General features: G+C 44.1%; 14 protein-coding genes. 5 read left to right on the top strand and 9 right to left on the bottom strand.

Annotated elements, in window-relative coordinates:
- Positions 1-16 precede the first annotated feature (16 nt).
- Positions 17-1030 carry an N-acetylmuramic acid 6-phosphate etherase gene (murQ, locus tag ACYX4M_RS04700; protein ID WP_476082093.1) on the bottom strand — a complete coding sequence of 338 codons (1014 nt, stop codon included), beginning with the start codon at positions 1028-1030 and terminating at the stop codon, positions 17-19.
- Between the two features lie 190 nt (positions 1031-1220).
- On the opposite strand from murQ, the gene alr reads away from it, so the two are divergent.
- Entirely contained in the window at positions 1221-2297 is a 1077-nt protein-coding gene (gene alr / locus ACYX4M_RS04695) for an alanine racemase (RefSeq protein ID WP_476082092.1), read from the top strand.
- A gap of 349 nt (positions 2298-2646) precedes the next feature.
- Here alr and ACYX4M_RS04690 read toward each other — a convergent pair whose 3' ends face one another.
- From ACYX4M_RS04690 to ACYX4M_RS04675, 4 genes are all read right to left on the bottom strand, one after another.
- Positions 2647-3339: a YitT family protein gene (locus ACYX4M_RS04690; RefSeq protein WP_476082091.1), complete on the bottom strand. Its 693-nt coding sequence runs from the start codon at positions 3337-3339 to the stop codon at positions 2647-2649.
- Between the two features lie 234 nt (positions 3340-3573).
- Positions 3574-3885, bottom strand: a complete 312-nt coding sequence (locus ACYX4M_RS04685) for a hypothetical protein (RefSeq protein ID WP_476082090.1) — start codon at positions 3883-3885, stop codon at positions 3574-3576.
- Positions 3886-3985: 100 nt separating this feature from the next.
- Positions 3986-4372, bottom strand: a complete 387-nt coding sequence (locus ACYX4M_RS04680; RefSeq protein WP_476082089.1) for a VOC family protein — start codon at positions 4370-4372, stop codon at positions 3986-3988.
- 45 nt (positions 4373-4417) lie between these two features.
- Entirely contained in the window at positions 4418-4672 is a 255-nt protein-coding gene (locus ACYX4M_RS04675; protein WP_476082088.1) for a Rho-binding antiterminator, read from the bottom strand.
- A 353-nt stretch (positions 4673-5025) separates the two neighbouring features.
- Between ACYX4M_RS04675 and ACYX4M_RS04670 the strand changes: the two genes are divergently transcribed.
- The 3 genes from ACYX4M_RS04670 (at position 5026) to ACYX4M_RS04660 (ending at position 8410) form a co-directional block, all read left to right on the top strand.
- Positions 5026-6141 carry a hypothetical protein gene (locus ACYX4M_RS04670; RefSeq protein ID WP_476082087.1) on the top strand — a complete coding sequence of 372 codons (1116 nt, stop codon included), beginning with the start codon at positions 5026-5028 and terminating at the stop codon, positions 6139-6141.
- Positions 6142-6160: 19 nt separating this feature from the next.
- Positions 6161-6958 carry a substrate-binding periplasmic protein gene (locus tag ACYX4M_RS04665; protein WP_476082086.1) on the top strand — a complete coding sequence of 266 codons (798 nt, stop codon included), beginning with the start codon at positions 6161-6163 and terminating at the stop codon, positions 6956-6958.
- A gap of 180 nt (positions 6959-7138) precedes the next feature.
- Positions 7139-8410 (top strand): NRAMP family divalent metal transporter, encoded by a 1272-nt coding sequence (locus tag ACYX4M_RS04660; protein ID WP_476082085.1) that lies wholly within the window; start codon positions 7139-7141, stop codon positions 8408-8410.
- Positions 8411-8576: 166 nt separating this feature from the next.
- On the opposite strand, the gene glyA is transcribed toward ACYX4M_RS04660, so the two are convergent.
- On the bottom strand, positions 8577-9833 hold the full coding sequence (glyA, locus tag ACYX4M_RS04655) for a serine hydroxymethyltransferase (RefSeq protein WP_476082084.1): 1257 nt from the start codon (positions 9831-9833) through the stop codon (positions 8577-8579).
- Between the two features lie 236 nt (positions 9834-10069).
- Between glyA and ACYX4M_RS04650 the strand changes: the two genes are divergently transcribed.
- Positions 10070-10927 carry a LysR family transcriptional regulator gene (locus ACYX4M_RS04650; protein WP_179982242.1) on the top strand — a complete coding sequence of 286 codons (858 nt, stop codon included), beginning with the start codon at positions 10070-10072 and terminating at the stop codon, positions 10925-10927.
- 17 nt (positions 10928-10944) lie between these two features.
- Here the strand turns inward: ACYX4M_RS04650 and ACYX4M_RS04645 are convergent, their stop codons facing one another.
- The 3 genes from ACYX4M_RS04645 to ACYX4M_RS04635 are packed head-to-tail and all read right to left on the bottom strand — an operon-like array spanning position 10945 to position 12235.
- Entirely contained in the window at positions 10945-11274 is a 330-nt protein-coding gene (locus ACYX4M_RS04645; protein ID WP_118490383.1) for a zinc ribbon domain-containing protein YjdM, read from the bottom strand.
- 24 nt (positions 11275-11298) lie between these two features.
- A complete protein-coding gene (locus ACYX4M_RS04640; protein WP_476082083.1) occupies positions 11299-11754 on the bottom strand; it encodes a GNAT family N-acetyltransferase in 456 nt (151 codons plus the stop codon).
- A gap of 52 nt (positions 11755-11806) precedes the next feature.
- Positions 11807-12235, bottom strand: a complete 429-nt coding sequence (locus ACYX4M_RS04635) for a GNAT family N-acetyltransferase (protein ID WP_476082082.1) — start codon at positions 12233-12235, stop codon at positions 11807-11809.
- Between the last annotated feature and the right edge of the window lie 133 nt (positions 12236-12368).

The following is a 12368-nucleotide window of genomic DNA, read 5'->3' as shown; positions in this document are numbered from 1 at the left end:
CATTAGTTTACCGTGGTTACTCGCTTTTATTCACGGCGGAACGTAAATACCCACCGCTAGCATCTAATTGAGCGGCGGCCTGCTCGGCAGATTGCCCCGTTAATACCATTAAAATAGCAACTTTAGCTTTGTTATTACACGCACTAAGCGCAGCTAAAGCAGCATTTTCACTGCAGTCCGTAGCCTGCATAACAATGCGAAGCGCACGGGCTTTTAGTTTTTCGTTAGTGGCATTCACATCTACCATTAAGTTTTGATAGGTTTTCCCCAGCTTAATCATAGTGCTGGTACTTATCATATTGAGAACAAGCTTTTGTGCCGTACCCGACTTCATGCGTGTGCTGCCGGTAAGTGCTTCAGGGCCGACAACGGGGCATATGGCCGCGTCAGCATTTTCAAAAATAGCTGCGTTAGGGCTACAAGCAATTGCGCCGGTAAAGCAGCCAAGGGAACGGGCAAATTCTAAGGCTCCGCTTACATAGGGCGTGCGACCGCTAGCTGAAATACCAATAACTGTATCGGTTTGCGTTAGTGATAAACTTTCAAGGTCAGTGCGACCTGCATCAAAATTGTCCTCCGCACCTTCAACGGCGTGCTGAACGGCCTTCTCTCCGCCCGCTATTACACCCACAACCATGTCATCGGGTACACTAAAGGTAGGGCGACACTCAACAGCGTCCAGAATGCCTAATCTGCCGCTGGTCCCAGCCCCGATATAAATAAGCCTCCCGCCGTTTTTAATACTAATAGTTGCCGCATCCACCGCTTTTCCAATTTGTGGAATTTGCGAGGTAACTGCGTTTGCCACTTTCGCGTCTTCGTTATTAATGCGGGCAAGAATGCCTTCGGTGCTTAGCGTGTCTATATCGAGGGTGTCTGGGTTTCTGCCTTCTGACACAATTTTATTCAGTGACTGGGCTAATTCGTTAACGGTGGGTTTATTACCTGTCGCTTGATTGTCAGTACTGACTGTATTTTTAATACTGGCGTTGGCAGACGATTCTGAACTAGAAAGATTGTGCGAAGACATTGAAAACCTTGGGGCAACAAAAATGTGATAATGAGCTAGCGCAAAGCATAACGGTATTTTATGCCATAAGAAACCTTGCGTTAGACAGTAGGTTTTTCAATATTAATCCTGCGCAGCTAATATGCTTCTCGTGGTACACTTTGACTTTCGATATTCTTTCTCATTAAACATTTAAGGAACGTGTTTTTCTGTGAGCCGACAAACGCAAGCTATCATTCATGCTGATTCCCTTTTAAGTAACTTTAAAGCCCTTGCTGCTTTAGCGCCCTCAAGTCAGTCTATGGCGGTAGTAAAGGCCGATGCTTATGGTCATGGAGCAGTAAATGTAGCGCGCATTCTTCAGCATGTTTCTTCGCGTTTTGCCGTAGCAATAATTGAAGAAGCCATTGCGCTTCGCGACGCGGGAATTTCTGTGCCTATTGTGGTGTTAGAAGGGGCACATCAGGCAAAAGAGTGCCAAATGGCGTTTCAGCATAACTGCATTTTGGTTATGCACTGCGAAGAACAGCTTAGATGGTTAGAAAGCTGCCCCGAACAGCAGCGCCCGCATATTTGGCTTAAAGTGGATAGCGGCATGCACCGGTTGGGTTTTGCCCTTTCCGATATCGAGGGGATTGCTGTTAAGTACAATCATTTACTTAGCGAGCAAACGGTTATTGCTACGCACTTTGCGTGCGCTGACGATGTAGATAATAAATTTACCAACACGCAAATCGATGCGTTCAATCAAGTAGCGAGTAAATTGGGCTTGCCAACCAGCGTGGCTAATTCTCCCGCCACGGTAAACTGGCCTGCAAGTCGAAATGCTTGGAACCGTTTAGGTGTGGGGGTTTATGGCGGTGCCGTTTCTACCTCACAAAATCTCGACATTGAAATCTACCCTGCCATGACACTTCGCTCCAGTGTATTAGCGGTACGAACCATACCGGCAGGCGAGGGAATTGGTTATGGTCAAACCTGGGTAGCAAGTAAGCCCAGCAAAATTGCAACCGTAGGCATTGGTTATGCCGATGGCTATCCAAGACACTGCAAAAACGGCACGCCTGTAATGATTAGAGGTAAACGCGCCTATTTAGCTGGCCGCGTTTCTATGGACATGATCACAGTCGATGTAACTCATATCGACAACGTCGCGGTGGGCGATGAAGTTGAACTCTGGGGGCAGAATGTGCCAATTCAGGAAGTTGCGGCTAATGCTGACACTATCGACTACGAATTAATGACCCGCGTTTCTCAACGGGTGCCGCGCATTGTAAAATACCTTTAACTTTCAAAGCAGTGCCAATTTGGCCAATCTTTATATAAGTTTTAATAAAGCACTATTCATTAAAAGAATGAGACTTTCACCCCCATTTTGAGCCTATACTGTATCGGCTTGGTTGCGGGATTGCGGTGAATGTTTCGCCTCCAACTGTGCTGAGCAACAACTCATAAGTGAGGTTTGTATGCGTACTTCGTTTTCTCGTCCAAGAGTGAACCGTGGAGTAGTAAGTCGACCGTCAAGACCTGTTCAGAAGAAGCAATAGGTTTGTTGTAGGCGTCAAAGAATACAAATAAAAGATACAATAAAGCCCGGTTAGGTTGCGCCTAATCGGGCTTTTTATTGACTACTTATATTAGCCGTTTTGGGCGCGAAGCTCACTGTCTAAGCTGCTGTGTTCATTGTTTTCCACACGCTTCGCGTCAGCCTTTTTTGAACTGTCTTCGCCCGGCACCGGGAAGTAACGCTCAGGTCTATGGTTAAGCGAAATAACCATATTTAAACAAACTGCCGCGAGTATCGAGATAAGCACTAATGGCCAAGAGATAAAAAACAGCGCGCTAAGCAATATGCAGCTATCAACAGTTAATTGGAAAGTCCCTGCCCTAATATCAAAGCGTTGTTGTAAGTAGAACGCCATAATGCCAACGCCACCTAAACTAGAGCTGTGACGGAACATCATCAGCATGCCAACGCCAATTAAAATACCGCCAAATACCGCCGCAAAAAACGGGTTAACGTGGCTAATATCTACAAATGCCGGAATTTGTTCAGTTAACACAGAAACTGTGGTTACAGAAATAAATGTATTGATGGTGAAACGCTTGCTGATTTGCGTCCATGCTAGGGTATAAAAAGGTAGGTTAATCAAAAAGAATAACAAGCCGAAGTCCATGTCAAAAGCATAAGTACCCAATAGCGCAAGACCTGCAGCGCCGCCTACCATTAGATCTTGAGACTGAAACAGATATACGCCAAAAGCAACAAACAAGCCGGCGCTTATCAGGGCGAAAACATCCTCGATGACACTGTGTTTTGTTTTTTGCATAAAAGAGATTTTGCGTTAAGAAGACACGGCGTAATTATACGTTTACAGCACACCTGGTTACAGCAAGGTGAAAAGTTAACTCGGTGCGATAAATGGCGGAAGGTAAGTTTGCCTTTACGACTTTTAGCGTGCCGGTGAATAGGGTGTTGCAGCAATGTAAACGTTGCACCAGGGTGGTTCAGCTTTATGGCTAAAAGTATTTAGCGTTCTGGCTCATATCTAAAGGGTGGATGGTTACTCAACGATAGAAAACACCACAATATCTTGCTTATTAAATTCTACACTGCACTTCATGATACCTAAGTGCAGTGGACTATATGCTTCAATCTTGCTGCCATTTGCTACAAACTCAGTATCCCAAAGTAACAAATCTGCGGTGCCAAGCTGGCGTTCAACGCTTTTTTTCGACACCCCTGGTGTAAAGTTGTCACAGAGGATAATCACTTCGCGTCTTGCTTCAATCCAGTAAAACGTAATAGTGATCAAAAGTGCTATCGCCGCTATTGCAACAACGTCAGCAATAATAGAACGTTTCATGGCCTGCACGTTTTACTTCTCCTCTACGTTTTTACTGGCTGTGATTAAACCTTGTGGCACGGAACGCGCTAAAGACGGTATTAGCATGGCGCATATGTATAAAGCGCTATTAAGTGGTTTGGATCAAGTCCCACTTATTGCCAAACTTATCTTTAAAGATGGCTACTGTACCATAGGCCTCTTCACGGGGAGTTTCTAAAAACACCACGCCTTTACTTTGCATTTCGTTAAAGTCGCGCCAAAAGTCATCGGTATTTAAAATTAAAAATACTTTGTCTGCAGCTTGGTTACCAATAAGCGCTAATTCAACGTCGTTTTTAGCTTGCGCTAGCAGCAAGCTGGCTGAACTGCTTGGCGGCGTTACTAACACAAAACGCGAGTCTTCTCCGGTTGCTTTATCTTCAGTTAAGGTGAAATTTAAAACCGTTGTGAAGTACTTAATTGCGTTGTCGTAGTTGTCTACGAAGAAGGTAATCGCCGAAAGGTGTTGTGTCATAAATGTGGTTCAGTCCAAGATGGTTAAGTGAACTTGGCATACTACCTAAAAGCTCACCGAGCTGAAATGCGGGTTATCAGTTATTGCATGAAGTTGAGCGATTTCTTTAAGGGTAATGTTTTCTACATTACCGTTTATGCGCATTTGTATACATTCAGTAGGCACATCACTGCGTTTATCTATCATTGTATTTAGTGCCTTGCCGTTTTTTAGTTCCCCACTTTTTAATACAGCGCTTACCTCAAGTTTATACATGCAGGCTATTTCTATGTAGTCATAAAGCTGACAGGCTATATTCACAGGCTTTCCTAATATTGGAATAGTCGCTTTTGAAGCGGTGTTCAATTTTTTAATTAGTCTTGGCGTTCACGGCAAAAAATTATTGATTTATCGTACGTTCATTCCACTTTGCTTTAAACATTTAGCGACCAATGTTTAAATGCCGCCGCCTTTGAAGGCATCAAACTTTCTCAGCTAAAAATCACAGAAGTCAAACCTTAACAAATGATCTTTTTTTAAGGTTTGCTCAGTATTGTTAATACTGAAGGATTTATTTTGGTGCGAGAAATACCTAAGCGCTTAGACGCCCCTCTGCTCATTAGAGGCAATTTTTAGCAAAGGGTTCCCGCCAAAAATTCAATACAGGAACAGTAATGAACAAGCTACTATCCGCATTTTGTTTAGTTTCAATTGCATGCACTTCGAGCGTCTTGAAAGCCGACGAGCTTCCCTTTAATTTAAGTGGTCACGTTAGGGTTAACTACGGTCATCAAGATTGGCAAATCCCCGAGTTTCGAGATGGTTTCGAATTTGAATCATTCAAACTTGGCGTATCTGGCGAGTCGGACCAGTTTAGCTATAAAGCAGAATACCGTTGGTACGAAAATACTGATTTCGACACCGTTCGCTTCGCTGACCTTACATACCATTTTGATAAACACACCCAAATTACCGCAGGCATAACACAAACCCCGTTTGGCCTACAGCCCTTTGCCAGCAACAACTTTTGGTTTTCAGTTAACTACTATCTAGGTTTCGAAGATGACTACGATGCTGGGGTTAAAATAAACCACGAATGGAGCAATTGGGATTTTCAAGCCGCTTACTTTATGAATGATGAGTACAATGACGCTGCCGAGTTTGGACGTTACTCGTTTGATGTTGCAGATGACGGAGAGTACCGAAATAAAGAAGATGGGCAGTACAATCTACGTGCTAATTACTCAGCCAATTTTATTCGCGGTGCGACTACCGATATCGGTGTGTCGTATCAGTACGGTAATATTCTAAACTTAGATACGTTAGACGATGGTGATATGAATGCTTATGCTGTTCATATGCGTCACACTCAAGGTGACGTAAAAGTTGAGCTACAGTATATTGACTATGAATACGATTTGGCTGCACCTGAAGGGCAGGCTGATGACCGTATAGCGCTATCGTCTTTTACCTTTCCATTTCTGGCGGCTGCTGACGGCAAAACTTATTCAGCAAACCTCGTGTACTCGGTGCCCTATAAGTTTTCGCATATAGAATCACTCACCTGCTATTCAGAATACAGTGTTGCCAAAGGCGAAGGGAATGAAGGGAAAAACTCTTCACAGTGGATAAATGGCTGTAGCTTTGGCTGGGATAAATTGTTTGTATATGTCGATAGTATCCAGGGTAAAAATATGTGGTTTTCAGGCGGCCCTGGCGTTGGCCTAGATTTAGGCGGTAGACAAGAAACTACCCACCGGTTGAACATAAACCTTGGCATTTACTTCTAATCAATAACAGGACTTTGACATGCGATCATTACTTATAGCGACATTTATATTAGCGCTAATTCCAATGCAAAGTTTTGCCCATTCATGGATGAAACTGCGCATAGCGACCACAGAATATGCGCCTTTTACGTCAACTGAAATGCAGCACGACGGTTACATAAACCATATTATCGCCGATGCGTTCTTAGAGACGGGCGTTGTGGTGGAGTTTGTATCCTTACCGTGGGAAGAAGCCTTAGAAGCAACGCTAAAAGGTGAATATGACGCAGTTTCTTACGGCAGCTTTGTACGTTCTCGAGAAAGCGAGTTTTTCCACAGCAACCCGATAAGCGCAGAAAGCTTGGTGTTCTATGTTAACGCCGAAAAAGGCCCCGATAGTTGGCGTGACCTTAGCGATATACAAGACCTTAAAATGGGTGTGACGGAAGGGTATTTGTATAATGATGAGCTTGCAGCCTACATTAAAGGTAACGAAAGCGTAGTGGAGCGCGAGACTGATAAAGCGAACCTAGAAGCTTTGATAAACGGTGATATCGATGTTTTCCCCATTGATGAACTTACCGGTTGGTATTTGCTACAGCGAGACTTCAACAGTGGTGACCGTCGTGATGTTATGCCTATTAAACCTTTTATCTCTACGGTAACCACCCATTTGTTAGTGCCTAAAGGGCAAGGCGATAGCCAGCTTATTTTGTCTTTGTTCAATAAAGGACTAGAAGAGCTAACGCTTGAAGGTAAACTAACTCGCTTCAAGCGACTGCTAAAAGAAGGCTATTATCAGCACCCGCAGAAGAAGGTAAATTTCGACCGACGCTAACACACAACCGTGTTCTAAACGCGTGCTAATCCACGACTTTTCAAATTGAAAAAAGGTTGCGAACCAAACGCGGCTCGCAACCTTTATTCATGCTGCTTTCTCATCACTTAGTGTCTTTTCTGTTGATTATTAAACTGATATGGTTAACGGCTATTTTCTAATGCCCATTTAGAGGTTGCCTTGTCGTACTCAGCTGAAACATCCTTCCTTGCACGCGTTACCGCCTTACTAAAATTACTCGGTCCTGGTGTGCTTATGGCGACGGCGGCGGTAGGTGGAAGCCATTTGGTGGCCTCAACTCAGGCGGGTGCAAAGTTCGGATGGCAGTTAGCGCTTCTCATATTGTTGGTAAACCTACTTAAATACCCGTTTTTCAGGGCAGGCGTAAGTTACACCATCAGCACGAAGCAAACCCTGCAGCAAGGCTATTTAGAGATGGGTAAACGCTACCTAGCCATTGCCTTGTGCTTAAATACTATCGCATCGGTAGTCAATGCTGCGGCACTGTTACTGTTTGCAGCAAGTTTATTGTCGTATTTTATTCCATTTGATATAGCTATAGCGGTGTCTGCCTCAGTAGTTTTAGCGCTCATATTACTAATTTTACTGGCAGGGCATTTTGAAGGGCTAGACAACATTGCCAAAGGCATGATGGGTGTGCTTGTGGTGGCAACCATAGCAGTGTTTATCGTTGCACTTAGTAATTATACTGCGCCAATGGTGCCTGCCGAAGAGCAGCCTTCGCCGTGGACGCTTGCCACGCTCGGTTTTTTAGTGGTAACAATGGGGTGGATGCCTGCACCTATTGAAATATCGTCTATTACTTCTCTTTGGTTAAAGCGACAATGCAAGGGTCAAGCGGTGACCCCGAAGTCGGCCCTTTTTGATTTCAACTTGGGCTATGCGGTAACCGTATTGCTTGCTCTGCTGTTTTTGGGGCTAGGCGCGTTAATTCTGTATGGCAGCGGCACAGATCTTAGTACTAGTGGTATTGGCTTTTCTCACCAGCTAATCAGCATGTACTCGTCAACCATCGGGGAGTGGGCGCATCTGCTTATTGCGATAGTGGCGTTTCTATGTATTTTCGGCTCGGCGCTAACCGTATATGACGGCTATGCGCGAGTGGTTGCAGAAGCAATTGCGCTACTGTTGAACAAAGATAAGGCAGCTCGTAATACACTTGTGACACCAGTATTAATTTTCATGGCAATATTCAGCTTTGTTATTGTGCTCTTTTTCAAGTCTGCTTTATTAGCCATGCTAGGCTTTGCGATGACGTTAGCTTTTGTTACCACGCCCATGTTTGCTTGGTTAAATCATAAGCTAGTGGCGCAAACTAAGCTACATCCTGATGCAGCGCCCAATAAAGTAGTAAAGTTACTTAGCTTGCTAGGCCTGGTCTACCTGTTTGGGTTTCTCTTGGTATTTGTTTGGTGGAAGTGGTTTAGCTAACGGTTTAACTCAGAACGAAGCATCACTCGCCCACACCTTTGCCAGCTGGTTACTGCTATTGCTAGCCGTCCCACTTCAGCAATTTTAACAAACGAGCTAAACTCGAGTGGCTGGTGATGGTAGCTACCTGCAACACACGAGTTCGCTCTTTGTGAACCGCTAAGTTTTACTTAGTATAAACCGGGCGGGCAGCAGTTAGCGTAGCAACCTTGTCTTTAACTTGCTGAATAAGGTCATTGTCTTCAGGTGCTGATAGCACATCGCAAATCCAGCTGGCTAACTGCGCACAATCGTCTTCGCTAAAATTACGAGAAGTCACCGCTGGTGTACCTATTCGAATGCCACTTGTCACAAAAGGCGACTGTGGATCGTTAGGCACAGTATTCTTATTAACGGTAATGTTTACACTATTTAAAATGGCGTCTGCCTCTTTACCGGTCATTCCCTTACTAACCAAACTGAGCAAAAACATGTGGTTGTCAGTACCGTTAGAAACCACATCAAATCCGCGCTTCATAAATACGTCCGCCATAGCGCGCGCATTGGTAATCACTTGCTTTTGATATGCTTTAAATTCGGCTGTCATGGCTTCTTTGAACGCTACAGCTTTAGCCGCGATAACGTGCATAAGCGGGCCGCCTTGAATTCCCGGGAAAATAAGTGAGTTAAACTTCTTTTCAAGTTCAGGGTTAGACTTACACATAATAAGCCCGCCGCGAGGGCCACGTAATGTTTTGTGAGTCGTGGTAGTGACCACGTGCGCAGCATTAATTGGCGAGGGGTAAACACCCGCTGCGACAAGACCTGCTACGTGCGCCATATCTACCAGCAAATACGCGCCTACACTATCGGCAATCTCTCTAAACTTTTGCCACTCGACAACGCGAGAGTAAGCTGAAAACCCTGCCACGATCATCTTTGGGCTATGCTCTTTAGCTAACGCTTCTACTTGGTCATAGTCAATCTCACCGGTTTCGGTGTTTAGCCCATACTGAATGGCGTTGTACAGCTTGCCTGAAAAATTAGGTTTTGCACCATGGGTTAGGTGACCGCCGTGATCAAGACTTAACCCGAGTATGGTATCGCCAGGGCTTAGCAGTGCCATGTAAACCGCGGTATTCGCTTGCGAACCAGAATGGGGCTGAACATTAACATAATCAGCTTCAAACAGGGCTTTGGCTCTGTCGATAGCAAGCTGCTCAACTTTATCCACAGCTTCACAGCCACCGTAATAGCGTTTACCCGGATAGCCTTCTGCATATTTATTGGTTAATTGACTACCTTGAGCCTGCATAACGGCTTTACTGGTGTAGTTCTCTGATGCGATTAGCTCAATGTGATGTTCTTGGCGTTCGTCTTCTTGTGCAATAAATTGGGCGATATCTGGGTCTTGCTGGTTAAGGTTTTGGTTTAGCGTATTCATGCTGCCTCCTAATTTTCGTTGTTGTGTGTTCGATACTAGAAGTGCAAAATGAATAAATAAAATTAATAAATAATATGGCATTATAATTTTATTAAATGTGTGAGCTGTGCTTTTGGCACGGTGTTGCCTATTTGAGTATTGTCCCATGTGGGGCGAGTAACTGAGTGAGCTTTTAAAATTCGTTGGTGAAAGGTCAGTGTCTAGTTGACGCTATAAAGAAGGTGTAAGGTAAAGTAATGAAAAACTTGTCCATAGATTTCCTGCGTTCGTTTGTGCTTATCGCACAGACGGGTAGCTACACGCAGTGCGCCGAGCAGCTGCAGCGGACTCAACCTGCAATAAGCCTTCAAATTAAAAAGCTAGAGGAAATGATTGGGGAGAAGCTATTTTCTCGCGACAAAAATCGTCTAGCGCTTACCGGCGCTGGTAGTCGCTTATTGTCATATGGTGAGAAAATAGTAGCGCTTAACGACCAAGCTATGGCTGAGTTCGGTAAGCCTCAAGTGACTGGAAATATTAAGTTAGGCATTCCCAGTGAATTTAGCACCACGCTTATGCCTAAAATTATTCGACGGTTCACACAAACTTACCCGGAAATATCGCTGGAAGTACATTGCGCGCTAAGCAAAGATTTGTTGAGCGAACCGTTAAAAAGTCAGTTCGACTTAATTTTGTCACTACAGGAAACACCAAATCCACAGCAGGATGGCTTTATCATTTCAGATCAACTGGTATGGGTAGGCAGTCAGCGCTTTGTTAATAGTGTGCCTGCTAAACTCCCTATTATTGCAGCCCCTTCACCGTGTATTTATCGCAAGCGCGCCACTAATCTTTTATCCGCAATTAAAAAGCCGTGGCAGGTGGTATACACCATAGCAGATTTGAACGGTATTCAAACTGCTATTAATGAAGGGCTAGGCATTACGGTACTGGCAAAAAGCTCAGTACCGTCAGGATTACATATTTTATCTAATTCAGAAAACTTGCCCGAACTTGGACATGTAGGCGTTTGCTTAGTTAACCCTCAAAAAGTGTCATCTAAAGCGATTAGCCTGCTGACCGAAACTATTACTAACGAGGTTGCTAACTTCTAAAGTGATATCTTGTTTGTCTATGCCTTTTTAACAAACTGCGCGGTAAGCATCATTTCACCAGCACCGTCTACTTTGCAGTCTAGCTGGTGGTCTTTGGCATCTTTCACATGACGGATAACCGCTTTGGTACCAATTTTAAGCACAAGCGAGCTGCCTTTTACTTTTAAATCTTTTGCCAGCGTTATCTTGTCACCAGCAACTAACGGCGTACCGTTATAATCTTTTGCAGAGACTTCCTCTTCAACCTCGTTTGGGTTCCACTCGTGGCCACATTCGGGGCAAATAAGTAAAGACTGATCTTCATATACATATTCAGACTGGCAATGCGGGCAAGGAGGTAGTGACATGTGGAATTCTCTTAAAATACTAAATTAAAGCGCTCGGGTCATAAAGTGACTGTTAGGGTTAAGCGTATAGCTACCAAAAGGGCCGCAGTCGACAAAACCGAACTTTTTATAAAGCGTTCTCGCCGCTAAAAAGTAGTCTTGTGTTCCCGTTTCTAAACTTACCGAGCTAAACCCTTTCATTTTCGCATGTTCTAAGGCAAAAAGTAATAACTGAGAAGCCACGCCACACCCTCTATAGGGCTTTGCCGTTCTCATAGATTTCAGCTCTGCGCTTTGCGCATCAAGAGCTTTAATAGCGACACAACCTGCAAGCTGTTGCTGCTTCCAACCACTAAAAAAAATAATGTTAGGTGCTTTTAGTGCATTAATATCTAGCGCGTGCACGCACTCTGGCGGCGACGTTGCATACATATCTGACAAATGCTCTTCCAAGAGCGCTAGTACTTCTCCTCCGTTAAGATCATCAATTATAATCTTCATGTACTTTGTCCTTCAGATGTATTGGGAATAGTCGACTATAAAAGCCTGGTGGTTAAATGCTTAAAGGTTTAACCATGTTATAAAAGCGAGCGTCTTCACTACTTATGACGAAGCCTACTTTGTTATAAAGCGAAACCGCTGGACTAATTTTGAAAACACGCAAAGTCAGCGAGTTGACCTTGACCGCCACAGCAAGCTTTTCTGCTTCTTTAATAGCTGCACTACCTATTCCCCTATTTTGCGCACTTGGTATAACTTGAAGATCGCGTAAAACACAGGTGTTATCTTCAAACTGTAGGCGCATAACACCCACTGTTTGATTGTCTAACTGAATGTCGTAGTTAACTAGTGAAGCCGTAACCTCTAGCACTTTTTCAGCGTTCCAGTCGGGAGCGAATTGGGCGTAATAACCACGCATATTCTCAAAGGTAAAATTAGCAGCACGACCTAAGTCTGAACTTGGTACAAAAGTAATTTTCATAATGCCCTAGTTGTCTTTTCAGGATTTTAGCGCTCGTTTAAGTCTCTCGTGAAGCAAACAATATATCGCCATGCATATATAAACACCGCAAGCGACGTTAGTGGTTACTCATGCGTGACCAACTATGCATTCT

The sequence above is a fragment of the Alteromonas sp. ABV4_150 genome, from assembly GCF_056311745.1.
Note: the sequence above shows the minus strand (reverse complement) of the source record. Positions and strands in the feature narration are given on the sequence as shown.